The organism is Thermostichus sp. MS-CIW-26, from assembly GCF_054059115.1.
On record NZ_JBSSBV010000019.1, the window covers coordinates 20,758 to 40,998 of the forward strand.

Sequence of the window (20,241 nt, forward strand, 5' to 3'; positions counted from 1 at the left end):
GTTTTAGTTGCTACATCTCATGCCTGCCCCTGCTGGGGATCCCATCTATTGCATGGCGCTGAGTGCAGCTCGCGCGGCAGAAGAGAAAAAAGGTGGCGATATCGTTCTGCTGGATGTATCCCAAGTCTCCACTTTGGCAGATTACTTTCTTCTGGTCAGCGGATACTCGCTTACGCAAGTCCGCGCCATTGCCCGAGCAATTGAGGAAAAGGTTTGGGACGAGTGGAAACAAACTCCGCGCCGCATCGAAGGGCAGGAATCGGCCTCTTGGATACTGATCGACTATGCCGATCTCATTGTCCATGTGATTATGCAACAGGAAAGGGACTACTATGACCTAGAGTCTTTCTGGATCCAGGCTCAGCGAGTCGATCTGCCCATAGCAGGCTAAATCTATTTGTTTTGGATCCCTGGATTTGGCAGTTCTTCAGAGCTTGGAGCCAAGGGAAGAGTTGCTCTTTACAACTCTTTAACTGCCTTCCAGGGACTCCTTGACAGACAGAAGTTTTAGTCAATTGTCAAGAAATATGTAAGTTTCTTAATATTCCCGCAATTTCTTACACAGTCACGTGTTAGGGTAGTGAATGACAAATAGCTGAGTAAGATCTTCCTGCCTTTTGCAGTCGAGTTTCTATAGTCTTTGTTAAACGCTCTACCTTGTTTCTCTTGAACGCTGATAATTCTTCGTTGGTACTGAATACCAGCAAAAAGATTTTCCAGCTGCTGATGGCTCCTATTGGCTGCTTTCAGCGGCAAGTGGAAAGGCAAACGAGGCGAATAGAGGAGGCAAGGATTGGCTGCACAAGAGGATCTTACGAACGAAACCGCAACTTCTTCCCGACGGCAGACTTAACTGCAACCGGCTTAAATGGTCGGCCTGTAGGCAAAATCCGGTGCCAAAAGCAGCGGAGGAAGATGGGGAAGCAGCGTTTTTTGTTTAATGTCTGTTTTTAAGAGCGACAGGGATTTTTAGGAGGGACATTCATCATGGAAAAGATGTTGGTTAATATCGTCGAGTACCTGGCATTGGGAGAACTGGAAACTATCCTCTCCACTGAGCACCCCCATCAACAGGTGTTTTATGACGCTAGGGAGCGGGAAGCGATGATGCAGCAGATCCTAAACCGGGTCCCCGCCATCTACATGTGGCTGGCTGCCGATGAGTGTCCCAGCCGCGATCAACTCAATTCCTCTGAGCTGGAATTGCTGCGGTCGGTAGTGCGGGATGTGGTCAATCAAAAACTCCAACAAGCCTCTTTTGGCCTTGACCCCTATGCGGGATCCATGTCAGAGGTCTTCTACGGATAGAGGGGGCGAGCTTAAGCTACACTGCAAAGGCGTTGCCTTAGCTTGTTGCCTCTGCCCATGTTGCCTGTTTACTATTCCGATATTTTCCTCAGCCACGATACTGGGCCATTTCACCCCGAGCGTCCGGCTCGCTTGCAGTCCATTGTTAAGGCGCTGCGTGGTGCCCCTTTTGCCAACCAGTTGGAATGGCGGGATCCCCCCTTGGCGGAGCTAGCAGAGCTGGAGCGAGTACACTCGCGTCGGCACATCCAACAGGTGGCTGAGTTGGCAACAGCAGGTGGGGGACGCATCGATGCCGACACTGCTCTCTCGGAGAGAAGTTTTGAAGCGGCGCGCCTGGCTGTGGGGGCTTGGGTGGCCGGCTCTGCCTCGGTTTTGACCACCGCTCAGCCAGCGCTGGTGCTGTGCCGTCCACCTGGGCATCACGCAGAGCCAGAACGGGCAATGGGATTTTGCCTCTTCAGCAACGCGGCCATTGCGGCGCTGTGGGCGCTGGATCAGCCGGGGGTAAAGCGGGTGGCGATTTTCGATTGGGATGTTCACCACGGCAACGGCACGCAGGCGGTGGTGGAGCGCTATCCCCAACTGGCCTATGCCTCCATCCATCAGTTTCCCCTCTACCCCGGCACCGGCTCCGCTCGCGAAACCGGGATCCACGGCAACCTCTGCAACGTGCCTTTGCCTGCCGGCTCGGATTGGTTGGCCTACAAAAAGGCCCTCGACGAGAAGATCTTGCCGTTCTTGCAAGCGTTCCAGCCGGATTTGCTGCTGGTGAGCGCCGGCTTCGACTGTGCCAAAGGGGATCCCCTGGCCGGTATGCAGCTAGAGCCGGAAGCCTTTGGCCGCATGGCCCGCCTTTGCCTGGAGCAGGTGACCCGCAAAACCCTCTTCGGCTTGGAAGGCGGCTATAACCTGGACAACCTGGCGCGCGGCTGGCTGAGCCTGGCCCAAGCTTGCCTGGAGAGTTAACCTTTCCACTTCACCTTGGGTAAAATCTGCCGCACATCCACCCGATCCTTGTACTTGAGAGCAAAGTTGAGCAGCGAATCCAAGAGGGAATCGGACAGATAGTGGGGCTGGAGGCCCAGGTCTAGGAGCTTGGTGTTTTTGGCGTTGTAGTAGTGCTCTTCCAGCTCGACGCGGGGGTTCTCCAGGTGGTTGATTTCCACCTTCAGGCCCATGGTGGCTCCCGCCTTTTGCACCAGCAACGCCAGTTGCTCAACACTAAATTGCTCTGTGAACTGGTTCATCACCCGGAATTGGCCCGGCTCGGCAGGGTGAGCAATGGCCAGCTCCACGCAGCGCACCGTGTCGCGGATATCCAGGAAACCGCGGGTCTGGCCGCCCTTGCCATACACTGTCAGCGGATGGCCCACGGCCGCTTGAATGCAGAAGCGGTTCAGAGCTGTGCCGAATACGCCATCGTAATCGAGACGGTTGATCAGCACCTCGTCCATGCCGGTTTCTTCTGTGAGCACGCCGTATACCACCCCTTGGTTGAGGTCGGTGGCCCGCAGGCCCCAGACGCGGCAGGCGAAGTGGATGTTGTGGCTGTCGTGTACTTTGGAGAGGTGATACATGGATCCCGGCTGCTTGGGGTAGGGCAGGGTATCCTTGCGGCCATTGTGCTCGATGGTGATGTACCCCTCCTCAATGTCGATGTTGGGGGTGCCGTACTCGCCCATGGTGCCCAGCTTCACCAGGTGGCAATCGGGAAATTCCTCCTTGATGGCGTAGAGGATGTTCAAGGTGCCCACCACGTTGTTCACCTGGGTCATCACCGCATGCTCGCGGCTGATCATCGAGTAAGGGGCAGAGCGCTGCTCGCCAAAGTGAACAATGGCCTCCGGCGGGAAGCGGCGCATGCAGGAGATCAGGGCTTCGTAGTTGGTAACGTCGCAGACAAAGATGGGAATGTCCTTGCCGGTTAGCCCCTTCCAGCAATCCACCCGTTGCTCTAGCTGGGCAATTGGGGTCAGGGTAGAAACCCCCAGTTGCAGATCCCAGAGGCGGCGGACGTAGGAATCGAGAATGGCCACCTCATAACCCCTGTTGGATAGGTATAGGGCCGTCGCCCAGCCACAGTATCCGTCACCACCAATAACCAAGACTCTCATTAGGGAAGCAAAATTCGGCTGCAGACGAATCTACCAAGTTATGGCACCAAAGACAAACTCTCCTGGGATCCCTTCGGGGTGCTGGATAGCCCCTTATTCGATGCGAGGCGGGTTGTCCAGGGTATAAACCGTGGTCTCGGCGGCAATGGCGCGGCGCAGGTGAGCTGGGACTTGGTAGAGGCCCAGAAGGGTGATGCCATCGATGAATTGCAGTGCCCCTCGCTCGGGATCCAACTGTTGGCTCAGAATCTGGTCGATCTGCTCCGGTTCTGGCCTGGGGGAGATGGGATCCTGAGCTGCCAGGGCAAAACCCAGTGGGCCACCGTAGGTGGGGGCATAGATGGCGTAGGGCTGCACGGCGGCAAACACCGTTTTCAGGGTGCGAACAATGCGGGTGTGTTGATGAAGCTCAACCGGCCCCGTCGGCCCGGCTTGGATGGTGAAAGCCCCATCTGGCTGCAACTTGGAGCGGATCTGGCGGAAAAACTCCTGGGTGAAGAGGCGGTAGGCAGGGCCGGACTCAATGGGATCGGAAAGATCGGAAAGGATCACATCCCAAATGGGGCCTGTTTCCTGGAGAAAATCCAAGGCATCGGCAATCACCACCTCCACCCGCGGATCTTCAAAGGATCCCTGGTGCATTTCCGGCAGGTGCTCTCGGCAGGCTGCCACCACCTCCCCATCGATGTCCACCATCACCACCTGCTCCACCGAGCGCCAACGCAGCACCTCCCGCAGCGTTGCCCCTTCTGCCCCCCCCAACACCAGTACCCGCCGGGGGATCCCGCCCGCTTGGACAACCTGCACCATAGCCGGATGAACCAAAGCCTCGTGGTACAGAAACTCATCCACGGTAGTGGATTGCCAATGCCCATCCAGCATCAGACCCTTGCCGAAGGCCCCCGTCTCGGCGATCAGCATCTCCTGGAAAGGGGTTTTTCGGTAGGCCAAGATGCGCGTGACGGCACGGGCGGTGTAGTCCCAAGGGGTAAAGTACTCCTGAACCCAGAAGAAACTTCTCGGGCTGCTCATAAGCACCTCGCTACAGCTTTTTCCAGCAACATAGACTGACCTCTGGGGTGAATCGGATCCCACCCAGCCTACAGATGGCCCCCATGACAGTTTGGAAAAAGCTGCGATTGGCGAAGATCTCAGCGCCTTCGTCGGCTCGCTTCACAGGTGAGCACCTCAGCTGAGTCTGGGGCCTCTTCCAGGAGTGTCGGTTGCGCGGTGCGGCGGGGCACCTTGCGCAGGGAATATCGTCGCGCTTGAAACACGTCGATCAGATATTCACAGGCCGCTTCCGGTCGGGTGTGGCGACCACAGGTGAACACATCCACCGCCGCGTAGCCCGCTTCGGGCCAGGTGTGAATGGAGATGTGGGATTCCCCCAAAAGAGCGAGGGCTGTAATCCCCTGCGGCTCAAATGGATGGCACAGCTCTCCCAAAAAGGTGGAGTTGGAGCGTCTGGCTGCCTCTCGCAAAGCCTGTTGCACCAGAGAGGCATCATCCAAAAGTTTGGCCGGGCAGTCGTAAAGCTCCAGGATACAGTGGATCCCGATCAGAGCTGGAGACCTATCCCCTAATTGGCCAGATAGTGTGTGCAGCATACTATCCCCTAATTGGCCAGATAGAACTGATTAGAACCAGAGGCTGCACAGAAAGCGCAGCTTTACCATTATCTCACAATTGACATACTCCCCTGCCTAAAGGCAGGGGATTCTGGTTCCTGGTTCTGCGACAGCACTTACCGTGTCAGGTTGCCCCTCCACAGCAGCGGTGCTCATCGCGGCAGCGGGCCGTAGGCCTTTCTCCCCAGGCGTTCCCCCTTTCGGGGCGGTTCCCTTTTGCCCAAAGGTACCGTTGTTCCACTCCTCACCCAACAACTCCAACCCTTTGCGCAGGATGTTGATGGCCGCATTCTCATCCCGGCAAAGTACCACCCCACACTGCGGGCATTGATGGGTGCGACTGGACAGCGTCTTCTTCACCCGGTGGCCACACCGAGAACAGTCCTGACTGGTGTACTGGGGCGGCACGGCCACCACCACCTTGTTGAAGACCTTCCCGTAGGAGTCCAGCCACCCGGTGAATAAACTCCACCCGGCATCGTGAATAGTGCTCCGCACCGCTTACGCGAGCGACTTGGCCAAGTGGTGATTCCGCACCAAGTTCCGCACCTGCAAGTCCTCGTACACCACGACAAAGCGCTCCGCGCCGCCGTAGGCGAGCACCACGCACCGGGCCAACTTCACAGCCCAGTCTCTACGCTGGCGTTGAACCTTCAGGTGTACCTTGCCTAGTCGCTTCCTCTGCTGGTGGTAGTTCTTGGATTGGGGTTTGGCCCCTCTCCGTTCGCGTAAGCGGGACGGAGTCCTTAACTTCCGACTTAACCTGCGTTGCTCTCGCTTTAACCTCCTTTCGGCACGACGCAAAAACTGGGGGCACTCTACCTTGTGGCCGTGGCTGTCGGTGTAGAAGTGCATCAAGCCCACATCCAGCCCCACCGCCTCGCCGGTGTAGCCCACCTTCTCCCGACGCTCCACGTCCAGGCAGAACTGGGCGTAGTAGCCATCGGCTCTCCGCACTACCCGCACCCGATTGATTTTCAGAGTGAGGATGTCCCGCCGCGCCTCGCCGTTGCAGTACAGGGCAAAGGTGCCTGCCTGGAAGCTGTCCGTGAAGGTGATGGACATTCCATCTTGGGAGAGCTTCCAGCCGGAGATTTTGTACTCCACGGAGCGACACCGTTTCTGGAACTTGGGATAGCCCTTCCGGGCTGCTTTCTCCTTGCAGCGGCGGTAGAAGTTGGAGATGGCAAACCAGGCTCGCTCCGCACTGGCTTGCCGGGCAGAGGAGTTCAGCTTCTGGGCGAAGGGGAACTCTCTGGCCAAGTCCTTGCAGAGGGAGTACAACGTGGCCCTGTTCACCCCCTGATGATCCATCCAGTGGCGCAGGCACTTGTTGCGCACGAACTGGGCAGTCCGAATGGCCTCATCCAGGGCTTGGTACTGCTGGGCTGTGCCGTTGAGGAGCTTGGCTTCGAGGACGCGCATGAGCCTACTTTATCAAAGGTCTAGCAAGATAAAAGCCGCCCTGGTCGCGTCAGCGGGCCGTAGGCCTTAGGGCGGGGCTTCAGACCCAGTTTTTTGGTAAAGCCAAACTACCCTCCCCAGCAGCTTTTTTCTTAACCGAAAGTTAACCCTAGGCCCAATCTGGAGCCACTGCACCACCGACACCAGCGCTCCGGGAAGGGGCTGGAGAAGCTAGGGCTGCTGCTCCTTTGAAGAGGGAGAGGGGGGATAGAGCAGGGCTTCCAGCTCCTGCAGCGCTTGCTCCAGGTTGTCGTTGACAATCACGTAGTCAAATTCGTCTTGGGCATCCAATTCCTTGCGGGCCTGCTCCAGGCGGCGCTCGATGCTGGCCTCTGAGTCTTGTCCGCGCTCGCGGATGCGACGTTCCAGCTCTTCCAGAGAAGGTGGACAAAGAAAGATGCGAATGGCATCTGGGTACTGCTGCCTCACCTGACGGGCCCCCGCCAGCTCAATTTCCAGCAGCACATCCTGACCCTGGTTAAGTTTTTGGAACACGATCTCGCGGGGAGTGCCGTAAAAGTTGCCCGCATACTGTGCCCATTCCAACAGCTCGTTGGCTTCAATCAAGTTGAGAAATTCCTCCCGGCTGCGAAAGTAGTAGTTGACACCTTCCTGTTCGCTGGGGCGGGGGGGGCGGGTGGTGACCGAAACCGAGAGATACAGCTCGGGGTGGCGCTGGCGCAACTGGTTGACCAGCGTACCCTTACCCACTCCGCTGGGCCCTGTCAAAACCACCAAGCGACCGCGCGGGGTAGGAGCCGGAAGGGATCCCTGCTGCTGCGTACACTCAGAGGAAACCGGGGTAGGAGAGGTTGGCATAGACAGAGACCGACGCAAGATGGCTGGGCAATTGACTTGTTTGGGTTTGTTTTAGGATATCTCACTTCTGGTTTCTCAAACGGCTCACAGCGATGGGCTTTCACTCGGTTTCGTCTGGCAAACCGGGCTTGGCCGTGAGGAAGCGGTTGGCAACGGTTTCGGGTTGGATGGCGGAGAGGATGACGTGCCCGGAATCGGTGATGATGACAGCGCGGGTACGACGACCATAGGTGGCATCTATCAACTGGCCCCTCTCGCGGGCATCGCTGATGATGCGTTTGATGGGAGCTGACTCGGGACTGACAATGGCGACCACACGCCCAGCGGCGACGATGTTGCCAAAGCCAATGTTGATTAGGCGGGTATCCATGGGGTGATGAGGGAACCTAACGGTTGTCCGGCCAGCAACCTTCATTAAGGTAGCAAATGGGGCTCTTTCGCGGGTTTGCCACAACGACACCTGAGTTCTCGGCCAATTGGGCAGTGAGTTCTGGCGACAAGTCCCGTTCGGGTGAGCCGCAAAAAGGCTGTGGTTGCATAACAAGCTGCACCCTCCCAAACAACTTGCCCTGTTTATCGAGGACGGTAAAATCGTCAACATGAAGCCACTTCAATAGAACTTGAACTGTAAGCCTCAAAGGCCGCCGCTGTGGTAAGCGGTTTGAGGCAGCTCTGAAAACGAAAAGATCGACCCAGCACCCCAAGCTTGAATAGATTTCTTCCTTGCCTATGCTTGACCTGACTTGGCTGGATCCCCTTGTCCAGCACTTTCAACTGGGGGATCCAGAGCCACCCGAAGCCATCCGAGTGGGCCTCATTCACCAAACTTGGAAACTCAACACCTCTGAGGGATCCTTCATCGTCCAGCGCCTTCACCCCCGATTTGATCCTGCTGTCACCGAAGATGGTCAAGCCATCGGCCAATGGCTGAGACAACACGGCTTCCCCGTCCCCCAATTCCGCCGCGCTCGCGATGGATCCCTGCACTTGTCCTGGGCAGAAGGGCTGTGGCGGGTCATGGATTGTCTGCCGGGATCCTGTCACCCAACTCCTCCCAATTGGGGCTATCTGGAAGAGGCGGGGGCAGCCGTTGGACGCCTGCATCGACTCTTGGCCCAGATGGACTATCGTTTTCGCTTCCAGATCCCGCATTTTCACGATACGGCTCACCTTTGGCAACAGCTACGCCAGTATGAGCCGGCCCCAGAAGTGCAGGCAGAATGGCAGTTTTTAATCGAAACTGTGCCCAATCTTCTGCTGCCCTCGGGGATCCCAACTCAAATCATCCATGCCGATCTCAAGTTCAACAACTTTTTGTTCGATGAGCAGGGGCGATTTGTGGGCCTGGTGGATCTGGACACCTTTATGTATCACAATCTCTATGTTGAATTGGGGGATGCCCTGCGCTCCTGGGGCAAACGAGGAAATACCCTTCAGCCAGAGGCGATCCTGGCCGGGTTGCGGGGCTATGCCCAAACCGGGAACTTGCACGCCCTACAACCGGAACTCCTTCTCCAAGGGATCCAACTGATTACCCTGGAATTGGGGATGCGCTTTTTGCAGGATTGGTTTGAAGACGCCTACTGGAATTGGGATCCCCAGCGCTACCCCAGCCGCAAAGCCCATAACCTGGCCCGCTGCCAACAGCAAATTTGCCTCTATCAAGACCTAACCCAGAGGGCACCCCAACTGTTGGAGTCCATGCGCGCCCTTTTGTCTTGTGAGCAGCGGAAAGAGGGAAGGTAGCCAACAGGTTTGCCCAGCTTTTGACAGCTCGTTTTGGGATCTGCTACCGCGGCATAGGAATGAAACATTTCTAAATATTTCTGTGGCATTGCTTCCCGACTCTCCTCCCCCAGCGGGAGAGGGGCTGGGGGCGGTCGCGAAACGCCTAGGAAGTGTCTCAATCTAGTTTCAAATGACGATAACGCTCAATCTCGACTTTGACTTGGATCGCAATGGTCGGGAACACGCTCCAAGCTCCCCTAGGCGGTTTGCACTTGGCGCACCAACCCAGTCGTTTTCAGAGCAGCCAAAGCCCGATCCCGGTAACGGCCATAGCGCTCCTGCTTGTTGCGAAGCTTGCGCCCCTCCAAATCCGGCAACAGCCCAAAATTGGCCGGCATCGGCTGAAAGTGCCTGGGATCGGCGCTGCTGATGAACTGAAACAGGGATCCCATCATCGTCTCGGGGGGCAGCGTGATCAAGGGCAACCCCAGAGCCAGGCGGGCGGCGTTCTGTCCGGCCAACCATCCCCCTGCCACCGCGCAGGCATAGCCCTCGGTGCCCACCAACTGGCCGGCGGCAAACAGCGTGGGTCGGCGACGAAATTGCAAGGTCGGCCACAGAAGCTGGGGCGAATTCAAAAATGTATTGCGGTGCATCACCCCAAAGCGGACAAACTCCGCCTGTTCCAGGCCGGGGATGAGGCGAAAGACCCGCTGCTGTTCTCCCCATTTCAAGTTGGTTTGAAAGCCCACCAAGTTCCACAGCTGCCCTGCTTTGTCCTCTTGCCGCAACTGCACCACCGCGTAAGGACGGGATCCCGTGCGCGGATCCACCAGCCCCACCGGCTTCAAGGGGCCGAAACAGAGGGTGTCTTTGCCCCGGCGCGCCATTTCTTCAATCGGCAAGCAGCCCTCGAAAAACTTGCGCTCCTCCCGTTCAAAATCCTTGAGGGGCGCCTGCTCTGCCTCCACCAGCGCCCGCCAAAACCGTTCGTACTCCGCTTCCGTCATGGGGCAGTTGAGATAGGCTGCTTCCCCCTTGTCGTAGCGGGAAGCCTGAAACACCACCGCTCGGTTCAACGAATCCCCGGTAACAATGGGGCTAGAAGCATCGAAAAAGCTCAGGTACTCCAGGCCCGTAAAGGCTTGCAGTGCCTTGGCCAGGGGATCGCTGGTCAGAGGGCCGGTACAGAGGACGGCAATGCCCTCCGGGATCTCCGTCACCTCCTCCCGACGCAGGGTGATGCGGGGATGGTTTTGAATGGCTTCCGTGAGAGCCTGGCTGAAGCGGGCCCGATCCACTGCCAATGCCCCTCCTGCCGGCACTGCATGGCAATCCGCCGTCGCGATCACCAGGGATCCCAGTTGTCGCAGTTCTTCCTTGAGTAGCCCTGCCGCCCGATCGCTGGCTGCAGCCCCAAAGGAGTTGCTGCACACCAGCTCCCCCAACTGATCGGTGTGATGGGCCGGGCTCTGACGCACGGGGCGCATCTCCGAAAGGATGACAGGCAACCCTGCCTGGGCAATTTGCCAAGCAGCTTCTGTCCCCGCCAACCCCCCGCCCACAACATGGATGGGGGCAAAGGCTCCCGCTCGTGCAAGCGGGCTGCAAGCCCTTGGGTTAGTTGGAGGGTTCATCACAACCTCCGGGAGGGAAGAGAAGAATGGAGCGCACCCTGCTAGGGCCGGAAACGGCTCAGGTCAAACCCACTATGGTGACATACTCCCGCACTCATGCTGACGCAAAGCACTCCGCGCTGCTAAAGCGAAAGAGTGTGAGCTTCTCGCTTCAACGGGGAGCTATCACAAGAACCCTCAGCGAGCAGACACGGAATGTCCCACCGCGTAGCTGTACCAGATTCCGGCAAAGCCGTTTTGTACAGCCAGGTTGATTATAGAACAAAGACCGCCTTTCATCCCGACCCTTACGCTGAGGCATAGCGCTCCGCGCCGCTAAAGTGGTTGCGTCGCGTTGCGTAGCAATAAGGAGGGCGGAGCTTCTGGGCGGATTAGCTAACCCTCAGCATGGCCCGACCTGCACGAGGCAAGTGACCCAGAGGCGGGATACGCTACTATAAGTACCCGCTGACACCCAGGATCCCGACCCATGACGGAAACGGCTGACCTTTGGCCACAGCTTTTGGGGCAGTTGCTGGATCGGCAATCTCTCAGCGAAGCCCAAGCTGAACAGTTGATGAACGGTTGGCTCCAGAACCAAGTGCCAGATGTGGTGTCGGGGGCGATTCTGGCGGCCCTGCAAGCCAAGGGTGTGAGCGCCGGTGAACTGGCCGGCATGGCACGAGTGCTACAGCGGGCTTCGCTGGGATCCCCGCTGGACTTGCCTCTCCTGGTGGATACCTGTGGCACCGGCGGCGATGGGGCCGGCACTTTTAACATTTCCACGGCGGTGGCCTTTGTGGTCAGTGCAGCCGGGATCCCGGTGGTTAAACATGGCAACCGTTCCGCCTCTGGCAAGGTCGGCTCGGCGGATGTGCTGGAGGCCCTGGGGGTGAACTTGGGGGCTGAGCCAGAGCGGGTGCGGGCGGCTGTGGCGGAAGTGGGCATCACCTTTTTGTTTGCTCCCCAGTGGCACCCGGCCATGCGGGCGGTGATCCCCTATCGGCGGGCCCTCAAGGTTCGCACCATTTTCAACCTGTTGGGGCCCTTGGTCAACCCCCTCTATCCCAACCGCCAGGTGATCGGGGTTTACGCCCAGGAGCTGGTGCCGGTAATGGCAGAGGCCCTGCGCCTGTTGGGACGGGAAGGGGCCATTGTGTTGCACAGCCGCGAAGGCCTCGACGAGGCCGGTCTGGATCAACCCACCGATCTGGGCATCCTGTCCGGTGGGCTGGTACGGACGGAAGTCTTGAACCCTGCAGATTACGAGCTGACCCTGGCACCCACCCAAGCTCTCAAGGGGGGGGATGTGGCGGAAAATGCCGCCATCCTCACCCAAGTTCTCCAGGGATCCGGGACGCCTGCCCAGCAGGATGTGGTGGCCTTGAATGCTGCTTTGGCCCTGCAGGTGGCCGGAGTGGCCCCTGATTGGAGAACCGGGATCGCCCAAGCTCGCGAGATTCTCGCCAGGGGTGCCGCTTGGGATCGCTTGCAACAGCTGGTTCATTTTCTCAAGGCTTGATGCCGGTAGGAGCCCAGGAGAGGGCGACAGGGATCCCACCTGAGCCTAGGGCTAAAACTCCCGCCCTCGCCCAAAGGCCAGAACTTCATCCACCCCCAAGCGAGGCTTGCGCGGCAGGTTACCCGCTGCCGCATATCCAACCGCCAGCAGCATCACCGGCACGTAGCGGTCGGCAATGCCGAACTCCCGCTTTACCCCTTCCGGATCAAAGCTGATCATCGGCCCGCTCACCAAACCCTTGGCCTGAGCCGCGATCATCAGCGCCATGGCAGCCATCGCCCCAGAGCGAATCGCTTCATCCCGCGCCAAGGTGGGATTGTGGAGCATGCCTCTAACCCCCAAAACCCTGAACTTTGCTGAATTTACTGAGCTTTAGGCGGTTTGGCAAAAGTCATTGAGAGGGATATAGTAGACCAAGTTTCCCCCTGATCCTTGAGTCCACCGCAACGGTTGCCGGGAAGTGAAGGGGGAAAGCGCTCGGGGGGTATTCCTCAGGGCTTTGCGGGATACCGCCTTCCTGCTCAGAGATAGGCAGGATGCGATCGCTTCTTTCCTGAACCATGTTCAGGAGAGTTCAGCGTGAATGTATCAGATAGGTTGCCTGGGCCATGTTCACCCAGCCTTCCGCTTTTTCGGGCGAGAGGATCCCGGCAGCAACGCTTCTTTGCACAATTTCAGGCAGTTTCTCATACCCCCGCAGATCCCCCAGGATGATAAACACCACCGATGCATCCGCCACCTTCTGTTGGTTGTAGGCCAGAGATTTGAGGCGCTCTTTGTCTTCCGGGTCGGTGACCGCAACAAACCGCCAGTGCTGAATGTTGAAGGAAGAAGGAGCTTCCGTAGCATAAGCCACCAGCTCTCGGATCTCCGCTTCCGATAAACGGCGGCTGGGATCCAATTTGTCGGCGGAAATGCGCTCTTTCAGGGCAGTTAGGGCGTCCATAGGGATCCTCAAGTGTCGGTAGAAAGGCGGCTCCCCCCAAAGGTAGGGGCAGGATTGGCAAATGGCTATACATTCCGTGTTCAAACGGTCTGTCTTCTTTGTTATCTCCCTTTTATCCAGCCTGTGGCAACCGGGTGAGGCACAAACTGGGCCTTGGCAGGGCAGGCAAGCGGGATCCCTAACGCAAAGGCAGGTATGATGGAAAAACAAACTGGTCTCATCTGGGTCGCCCGGTTAATCGTCGGATTGGTGTGGTTGATGGGGAGAAGCAATCGGTGAACTTCGGTCGAGTGCTGACGGCCATGGTTACCCCCTTTACTGATGAGGGGGAGCTTAACTACGATGAGGCCGCTCGTTTGGCCGATTACTTGGCAACCCACGGCAGTGACGGCTTGGTGGTCTGTGGCACCACAGGCGAATCTCCCACCCTAACCTGGCAAGAGGAGTATGAGCTGTTCCGCGTGGTGCGAGATGCCGTAGCCGGTCGGGCTAAGGTGATCGCCGGGACGGGATCCAACTCCACCCGTGAGGCCATTGAAGCCACAAAAAAGGCCGCTCAATTGGGTTTAGACGGCTCTTTACAGGTGGTGCCCTACTACAACAAGCCTACCCAGGCCGGCCTTTATGAGCACTTCAAAGCCATTGCTCAAGCCAGTGACCTGCCCATCTTGCTCTACAACATTCCCAGTCGGACAGGGGCCAGTTTACAGCCGGAGACTGTAGCCCAATTAGCAGAATTGGAAACGGTTGTCGCCATCAAAGAAGCCAGTGGTATGATGGATGTAGCTTCGGAAATTCGGCGACTCACTCCCTCGCGTTTCGCCATCTATTCAGGGGATGACTCTCTGACGTTGCCACTCCTATCTTTGGGAGGCAGCGGTGTGGTCAGTGTAGCCAGCCACCTAGTTGGGTTGCAGTTGCAGGAGCTGATCCAGAGCTACATCAGAGGGCAACACGATCAAGCTTTGGCCCACCACCTGCGCCTGTTTCCGTTGTTCAAGGTTTTATTCATCGAGACCAACCCAGTTCCGATTAAGGCCGCATTGGAGATGCAGGGTTGGCGAGTGGGTCGGGCGCGCCTTCCCCTAGCGCCTCTACACCCCAGTTCTCTGCAGGTTTTGCGACAGGTGCTTGAAGAGATGGGCCTACTGGCTGAATCGAAGGGATCCGAACAAATGGCGACGAAAGTTTCATGATTGCATTTTTAGGCTTTGCTTCTGCCATGACCACGGTTTTCAGGGGTTTGCAAGGGGCTCTTTTGTGGCGTTTGACCTGTGGGTAGGTAGCTTTTTCCTTGAAAAGCTCTTCCCCGGCCTGGGAAATGGATGAGTTGCGGCTTTCGCCCACAACTTTGTCGGGGATAGCTTGTGCCCATTTCTGTTTTTGTTTTTTTACTGTTGAGGATCTAAACCCATATGCCAACACCACGTTCTTCAGTTGCTTCTCGTTCTGTGATCCCACAATCCACCTCTTCCGTTCAGATGATTCCGCTGGGCGGCGAACGGGAGATCGGCAAAAACACATGGGCCTTCCGCTACGAGGACGACATTATCCTTTTGGATGCCGGTTTGGCTTTTCCCGATGAGAGCATGCACGGCATTAACATCGTGCTGCCGGACATGACCTACATCAAGCAAAACCGCGACAAAGTGCGGGGGATGGTGGTTACCCACGGCCACGAAGATCACATCGGTGGCATCCCGTATCACTTGCGGGAGTTCGATATTCCGGTCATCTACGGCCCCAGATTGGCGCTGGCGCTGCTGGAAGAGAAATTGCGGGAAGTGGGCCTGCTCAACCGCACAGAGCTGCGTCCTGTGGGCCCCCGCGAAATCGTTCCCTTGAGTAAGCACTTTTTTGCCGAATTCATTCGCAACACCCACTCGTTTGCCGATAGCTTTACGGTGGCTCTGCACACGCCTGTGGGCGTCATTATTCAGACCGGCGACTTTAAGATCGACCACACGCCGGTGGATGGGGAGTACTTCGACCTGCAGCGGTTGGCCGAACATGGAGAAAAGGGAGTGCTCTGCCTGATCAGCGACTCCACCAACGCGGAAGTGCCGGGGTTTACCCCTTCCGAAGCCTCTGTGGTGCCGGGTCTCACCAAGGCCATTGCCGGAGCCAAGGGACGGGTGATCATCACCACCTTTGCTTCTTCGGTGCATCGTCTCAACTTGGTGCTGCAGATTGCCGAACAGCAAGGTCGGGTGGTGTCTCTGCTGGGCCGCTCCATGCTAAACGTGGTGGCTCATGCGCGGCGCTTGGGCTACATCCGCTGCAAGGACGAGACGCTGCAGCCAATGCATGTGATCAACAGCCTGCCGGATGACCGGGTGATCATCCTCACCACCGGATCCCAGGGAGAACCGCTGGCTGCTCTTACCCGCATCGCCAACGGTGAGCACCCGCAGTTGCAAATCAAGCCAGGAGACACGGTGGTGTGGTCGGCCAACCCGATCCCTGGCAACACCATCGCAGTCTCGCGGGTCATTGACAAGCTAATGGAGCTGGGAGCCAATGTCATTTACGGCAAAGACAAGGGCCTGCACGTTTCCGGCCACGGCTGCCAGGAAGACCAAAAGCTGATGATTGCCCTCACCCGCCCCAAGTTCTTCGTTCCCACCCACGGGGAATACCGCATGCTGGTCAAGCACGCCGAAACCGCCATGAGCATGGGGATCCCGCGGGAAAACATTGTAATCATCGACAATGGCGATGTGGTGGAGGTGAACCGGGAGCGCATTGCCATCACAGGCCGCGTCCCCTCTGGCCTACAGATGATCGCCGCTTCCCACGATGGAGTGGTGATGGATGAGATGATGCAGGAGCGGCAGCAGATCGCCAAAGACGGTATGGTGACGGTGGTGATCAGCCTGGACGGCAGTGGCCAGTTGCTCTGCACCCCGCAGGTGCAAACCTTTGGCTTGGCGGGGGAAGGGAACCAACTCAAGGGATCCGACCTGAAACCCCTTCTGGAGAACACCCTTCGGCAAGCGTGGCCCCAATTTGCTCGCTCGCTGGAGCGGGGCAGCCTGGACATCGACTGGGCCGGCCTTAAGGGCGAAGTGGAGCGGGTGGTGCGCCGTTTCTTGCGAGAACAATTGCCCGGCAAGCCCACGGTGGCGGTTTTTGTGCAATCCCCTGAAGAGGAGTCTGTGTCTTCCCTGAGTGTGGAAACCCAACCGGAGCCGGTAGCGGGTGCTCTGGGCCGGCGGCGGCGTTCCTCGGCAGCGGTAGCTGCTTCCTAAAACTGGCCCGTTCTCCGTGGCTGGATCCTCTAAGCGCCTTTGGGATCCCTTGCCGAGCGCAGGGATCCTTCCTATTGTGCCGGCTTGTACCCATCCGTGAGAAAACTGCGGAGGGCAGACTCTGCCGCCGCATCTGGTTGCAGGGATCCCACCTCGCTAAAGGGAGGGCAGCGGGGTTGGGGAGGGAGCGGTTGCCGAAAGGCGCTTAAGAAGGCATCGGCCAAATCGGCGTAGCCCCGGTCGTTGGGGTGAAACCCGTCGGCCAGCGGGCCGGGAAAGAAGGACTCGCGTCGGTAGGAGCGGGGATCGCAGAGCAAGTCCACCACTGGGATCCCCTGTTGGCTTAAGGGGTTGATGGCCCGTTGCGTGAGGCCAACCGAGATCAGGGAGAGCAGTTGGCGCACGCTGCTGGGTTGCTGCTGACCCAGAGGAATCAGGGCGAAGTTGGGCAGGTTGGCCACCGCCAGGCGAGCTTGAGGGGCACGGGCACGCACCGCTTGCAGCAGGGTTTGGTAATCGGCGGCGAATTGTCGGATCTGCTGATCGACGAAGGGCAAGGGATCCTCACCTTGGAGAGCCCGTTGAGCCGCCGCCAGAGCGATGGCGTTGGTATCGTTTCCGCCCACCCAAATGGTGATCAGGGTGGCATCGGGGGGAAGGCGCGGCACTTGATCCTGCAGCAAATTGGCCGGGATCCCCTGCCTCAGGGCTTGCATGGCGGGGCTGAGCACCGCTCCCGAACGGCCCAGGTTGATAAGCTCCACTGGGCCGGGCAGCAAGCGAGCCAGGCGGGGCACATAGCCCGTTCCATTGGGGCAGTCCAGGGGCTCTGAGCGCTGGGGTCGAGTGCCGGCGGCGTTGGCTGGGCCATCACAGGAAATGGAGGCGTTGTAGCCAACGGCATCGCTGGCTCCCAGGGCAACGTAGCGGGTGAGGGTGGGTGGGCTGGGCACAACAGGGGATCCAGAACTGGCAGAGCAGCCGGTTAGCCCCAAACTGAGTATCAAAATCAGCAGGGAGAGGAGGAACACTCAGCTGTCTTGTTGTCTTGGAGTCGAGTTTTCTGGGGTTCGGGTGCTGGCATCCTTTGCAGAGAGAGGCATGGGAAAGCGGGCATAGATAGGGCGAGGCGGGAAGCACCCCCAGACAGGCTAGCCAAGGATCCCAAAATTGGCGAGGTATGGTGGGAGTATGCCGCTACGGTTTTGCAAGTCCCGCACCTACCACGATCCCCTGCATGGCGCCATTAGCCTGAATGGAGGGGACGCAGTTGAGGCCCTGCTCATTCGCTTGATCGATACACCGGCCTTTCAGCGGCTGCGCCGCATTCGCCAGTTGGACACGGCCTTTTTTACCTTCCACGGGGCAGAGGGATCCCGCTTTACCCATTCGGTGGGGGTGCTGCAGGTAACGCGGCGGCTGTTCGACAAATTGGCCCATCGCCACCCGGAGCTGCGTCCCTATCGGGCGGTAACCTTGGCCTCGGCTCTGCTGCACGACATTGGCCATGCCCCTTTTAGCCATGCCGGGGAAGAGATCTTCGGCTGCCGGCACGAGGTTTGGACGGCCCGCATTCTCCGGGAGGATCCCCAGGTGAGGACGCTGCTGGCGGAGTTTGATTCCCAACTGCCGGCCCAGATGCAGCAAGTGCTGCAGAAGCAATTTCCCCTGCCGCTGGTGGGGCAACTCATCTCCAGCCAACTGGACTGCGACCGCTTCGATTACCTGATGCGGGATAGCCTGCTCACGGGTGCCCAATACGGCCACCTGGACTTGGATCGCATCCTAACGGTGCTGGATTATGACCCGGAGACGGGATCCCTGTCCATCCCCGCCCGCAAAGGCCTGGGGGCCATCGAGCACTACCTGGTGGTGCGCTATTTCATGTACACCCAGGTGTACCAGCACCCCAAGAGCCTCTGTGCCCGTTTTATCTTGGAGCGGCTATTCAGGCGGGCAGAGGCGCTCCTGCAAAGGGGGGAGATTGAGCTGGATCCCATCCTCAGCGCTTGGTGCTGGGCCTCGCTGGCGGCTCAAAAAGGGGATCCCTTCGAGTTGCCGCTCCCCCTCTACTTGGCTGCCGACGATATCATCTTCAGCTACCCCATGCGCCTCTGGGCCATGTCGGGGAAGGATCCCATCTTGGCGGATCTGTCGCGGCGCTACTTGGAGCGGGATTTGTTCAAGGCCCGCAACATTACCCAGTTGTCTGAGGAACAACGCCAAACCCTGGTGGCCGCCGTGCAGGCCAAAATGCTGCAGGACGGGCTGGATCCTGAAAGTTACTTGGGCATCCGCTCTGCCCATGTCCAGGGCTATAGCTTTTATGACCAAGGGATCCAGCTCAAAACCGAGCGTGGCTATGAAGAAATTGCCCATCTTTCCCCTTTGGTGCGTGCCTTGGTGGAAACCCAGCGCCAGGTCTGGCTAATCTTTCCCCGGCCCTATGGCGATATCGTAGAGGGGGTTTTGTCTGCCTAGAAAATCATTGGGCCATCCCAGAGCTAGAGCATTAGAGGTGGGAATCTGTTCGTAAACTACCCGACCCCGACCGCTAAGCGGTACGGGGCGGGCTTTCAGTAGCCCTGAGCCTGCTCTGCTCTACCAGAGAACAAAACAAGCCCGGACCTCTAGGCTGGTTTACGACAGCCCCCAAGAGCGCAATCACATTCGCACCATTCAAATCCGCATCCCCTTCCCATCCACAGTGCCCACACTTAAACGACTTACCACTGCGGTAGGACTTGCCCTGCTCAGGGTGGATGTGCAAACACCGGTGGCAGGTCTGCGACGTGTAGGCAGGCGGCACCAGAATCAAAGCAAACCCTGCACGCAGAGCCTTGTACTCCAGAAATTGACGGAGTTGATAAAACGCCCAACTGTTGGCCCTGCGCCGTTCGGCTTTGCTGCGTGGCTGTTGATTGACCCTTTCCCGGATCCCTGTCAGGTCTTCCAGAGCAATAGCGCTGTTGGTAGCTTTTGCCCTAGAGACAATAGCTTTGGAGATGCGATGATTGACCCACGCTTGAAAGCGTCTCTCCTTGCCAGACAGCCGTTGCAACAGTTCTCTGCATCTGCGCCGCGAACTGCGTGTGCCCTTACTGGCTTTGCGTTGGAGTGCTGCCCTCAGTCGGGAGTAGTGGTCGCGGACTCTGTTCAGCTGCTGTCCATTCCAGTTGTCCCCCTCTGACGTATGGGCGATATCCGTCCTGCCCAAGTCCACCCCGATCACCTTGTCGGTATCTTGTTGCTTGGGTGGCTTTTCCTCTACGCAAATCTGGATGTAGTAGGAGCCATCCTTCCGCTGGACTAGGGTGGCCGATTTGGGGTTAGAGCCAGCCAGCATTCCCCTCTGGTAGTTACCAATGGCTAGCTCAAAGCGTTCTCTCCCTTCCACCGTGGTCAGCGACACCGTCCAGTCTTTCTCGCGAAACGAGAAGATACGTGCATCGTAGGTAACGAACCCACACTTGAACTCTTTAACCGGACGGTTGCGCTGTCTCGCCACTTTGCGAGCGCCCGCCACCCGTTTGCACACCTGTTGAGCCAAGTTACTGGACAAGCCAAACCGGGCGCGAATCTCGTAGTAGCAAAGGGATTGCAGTTTGACCGCGTTGACGATCTTCTCCGGCATGTTTTGGTTGACCCAGTTCAAGGCTTGGCCAAAAGCCTCCATCGTCGCGTCCAATTTGGCGGCTTGCGATGGGGACACCTTGAGCTTACAGGATATGGTCAGGACTTGGCTCATAAGTTCATTGTACTTCAATTGTACTTCATCAAAGCGCATTCCTCCCGGCACTGACCCTACGGGTACAGTGCGGGGCTCCTGCGATTTCTAG

The 20,241-nt window shown here is 58.1% G+C and carries 18 protein-coding genes and 1 pseudogene; 8 read left to right on the forward strand and 11 right to left on the reverse strand.

The window, feature by feature from the left end; genetic code table 11:
- The first annotated feature begins 19 nt into the window (after positions 1 to 19).
- From rsfS to ACVWZU_RS08005, 3 genes are all read left to right on the forward strand, one after another.
- On the forward strand, positions 20 to 391 hold the full coding sequence (gene rsfS / locus ACVWZU_RS07995; RefSeq protein ID WP_011431734.1) for a ribosome silencing factor: 372 nt from the start codon (positions 20 to 22) through the stop codon (positions 389 to 391).
- 596 nt (positions 392 to 987) lie between these two features.
- Complete coding sequence (locus ACVWZU_RS08000) at positions 988 to 1,308, forward strand: hypothetical protein (RefSeq protein WP_011431733.1); 321 nt, start codon at positions 988 to 990, stop codon at positions 1,306 to 1,308.
- A gap of 57 nt (positions 1,309 to 1,365) precedes the next feature.
- On the forward strand, positions 1,366 to 2,277 hold the full coding sequence (locus tag ACVWZU_RS08005) for a histone deacetylase family protein (RefSeq protein ID WP_457444258.1): 912 nt from the start codon (positions 1,366 to 1,368) through the stop codon (positions 2,275 to 2,277).
- On the opposite strand, the gene ACVWZU_RS08010 is transcribed toward ACVWZU_RS08005, so the two are convergent.
- From ACVWZU_RS08010 to remA, 6 genes and pseudogenes are all read right to left on the reverse strand, one after another.
- Positions 2,274 to 3,425 carry an NAD-dependent epimerase/dehydratase family protein gene (locus ACVWZU_RS08010; RefSeq protein WP_414328669.1) on the reverse strand — a complete coding sequence of 384 codons (1,152 nt, stop codon included), beginning with the start codon at positions 3,423 to 3,425 and terminating at the stop codon, positions 2,274 to 2,276. The two genes, ACVWZU_RS08005 and ACVWZU_RS08010, sit on opposite strands and share 4 nt — an antisense overlap.
- Positions 3,426 to 3,518: 93 nt before the next feature.
- Positions 3,519 to 4,457: a fused MFS/spermidine synthase gene (locus ACVWZU_RS08015; protein WP_414356308.1), complete on the reverse strand. Its 939-nt coding sequence runs from the start codon at positions 4,455 to 4,457 to the stop codon at positions 3,519 to 3,521.
- Positions 4,458 to 4,576: 119 nt separating this feature from the next.
- Positions 4,577 to 5,035 (reverse strand): adenosylmethionine decarboxylase, encoded by a 459-nt coding sequence (gene speD, locus ACVWZU_RS08020; protein ID WP_414342990.1) that lies wholly within the window; start codon positions 5,033 to 5,035, stop codon positions 4,577 to 4,579.
- Positions 5,036 to 5,131: 96 nt separating this feature from the next.
- Positions 5,132 to 6,481, reverse strand: a pseudogene (locus ACVWZU_RS08025) (RNA-guided endonuclease InsQ/TnpB family protein).
- A 210-nt stretch (positions 6,482 to 6,691) separates the two neighbouring features.
- Positions 6,692 to 7,339, reverse strand: coding sequence for a guanylate kinase (gmk, locus tag ACVWZU_RS08030; RefSeq protein WP_369791759.1), 648 nt, complete (start codon positions 7,337 to 7,339; stop codon positions 6,692 to 6,694).
- Between the two features lie 100 nt (positions 7,340 to 7,439).
- The gene (gene remA, locus ACVWZU_RS08035; protein ID WP_414382990.1) at positions 7,440 to 7,709 is read right to left on the reverse strand and encodes an extracellular matrix/biofilm regulator RemA; all 270 of its coding nucleotides are present in this window, start codon (positions 7,707 to 7,709) and stop codon (positions 7,440 to 7,442) included.
- 359 nt (positions 7,710 to 8,068) lie between these two features.
- Between remA and ACVWZU_RS08040 the strand changes: the two genes are divergently transcribed.
- The gene (locus ACVWZU_RS08040) at positions 8,069 to 9,085 is read left to right on the forward strand and encodes a phosphotransferase enzyme family protein (protein WP_187147247.1); all 1,017 of its coding nucleotides are present in this window, start codon (positions 8,069 to 8,071) and stop codon (positions 9,083 to 9,085) included.
- Positions 9,086 to 9,324: 239 nt separating this feature from the next.
- On the opposite strand, the gene trmFO is transcribed toward ACVWZU_RS08040, so the two are convergent.
- Positions 9,325 to 10,704 (reverse strand): FADH(2)-oxidizing methylenetetrahydrofolate--tRNA-(uracil(54)-C(5))-methyltransferase TrmFO, encoded by a 1,380-nt coding sequence (gene trmFO / locus ACVWZU_RS08045; protein ID WP_414329729.1) that lies wholly within the window; start codon positions 10,702 to 10,704, stop codon positions 9,325 to 9,327.
- 469 nt (positions 10,705 to 11,173) lie between these two features.
- On the opposite strand from trmFO, the gene trpD reads away from it, so the two are divergent.
- Positions 11,174 to 12,205 (forward strand): anthranilate phosphoribosyltransferase, encoded by a 1,032-nt coding sequence (trpD, locus tag ACVWZU_RS08050; RefSeq protein ID WP_457444262.1) that lies wholly within the window; start codon positions 11,174 to 11,176, stop codon positions 12,203 to 12,205.
- Positions 12,206 to 12,256: 51 nt separating this feature from the next.
- On the opposite strand, the gene ACVWZU_RS08055 is transcribed toward trpD, so the two are convergent.
- Positions 12,257 to 12,532: a nitroreductase family protein gene (locus ACVWZU_RS08055; protein WP_457444264.1), complete on the reverse strand. Its 276-nt coding sequence runs from the start codon at positions 12,530 to 12,532 to the stop codon at positions 12,257 to 12,259.
- 247 nt (positions 12,533 to 12,779) lie between these two features.
- Positions 12,780 to 13,151: a nitroreductase family protein gene (locus ACVWZU_RS08060; protein ID WP_457384674.1), complete on the reverse strand. Its 372-nt coding sequence runs from the start codon at positions 13,149 to 13,151 to the stop codon at positions 12,780 to 12,782.
- 275 nt (positions 13,152 to 13,426) lie between these two features.
- On the opposite strand from ACVWZU_RS08060, the gene dapA reads away from it, so the two are divergent.
- Together dapA and ACVWZU_RS08070 are read left to right on the forward strand one after the other, a co-directional pair.
- Positions 13,427 to 14,347, forward strand: a complete 921-nt coding sequence (dapA, locus tag ACVWZU_RS08065; RefSeq protein ID WP_457444266.1) for a 4-hydroxy-tetrahydrodipicolinate synthase — start codon at positions 13,427 to 13,429, stop codon at positions 14,345 to 14,347.
- A 219-nt stretch (positions 14,348 to 14,566) separates the two neighbouring features.
- Positions 14,567 to 16,402 carry a ribonuclease J gene (locus tag ACVWZU_RS08070; protein WP_457405017.1) on the forward strand — a complete coding sequence of 612 codons (1,836 nt, stop codon included), beginning with the start codon at positions 14,567 to 14,569 and terminating at the stop codon, positions 16,400 to 16,402.
- A gap of 71 nt (positions 16,403 to 16,473) precedes the next feature.
- On the opposite strand, the gene ACVWZU_RS08075 is transcribed toward ACVWZU_RS08070, so the two are convergent.
- On the reverse strand, positions 16,474 to 17,433 hold the full coding sequence (locus ACVWZU_RS08075) for an SGNH/GDSL hydrolase family protein (protein ID WP_457444268.1): 960 nt from the start codon (positions 17,431 to 17,433) through the stop codon (positions 16,474 to 16,476).
- A 160-nt stretch (positions 17,434 to 17,593) separates the two neighbouring features.
- On the opposite strand from ACVWZU_RS08075, the gene ACVWZU_RS08080 reads away from it, so the two are divergent.
- Positions 17,594 to 18,883, forward strand: a complete 1,290-nt coding sequence (locus ACVWZU_RS08080) for an HD domain-containing protein (protein WP_414349558.1) — start codon at positions 17,594 to 17,596, stop codon at positions 18,881 to 18,883.
- 73 nt (positions 18,884 to 18,956) lie between these two features.
- Here the strand turns inward: ACVWZU_RS08080 and ACVWZU_RS08085 are convergent, their stop codons facing one another.
- Entirely contained in the window at positions 18,957 to 20,150 is a 1,194-nt protein-coding gene (locus tag ACVWZU_RS08085; RefSeq protein WP_457444270.1) for an RNA-guided endonuclease InsQ/TnpB family protein, read from the reverse strand.
- Between the last annotated feature and the right edge of the window lie 91 nt (positions 20,151 to 20,241).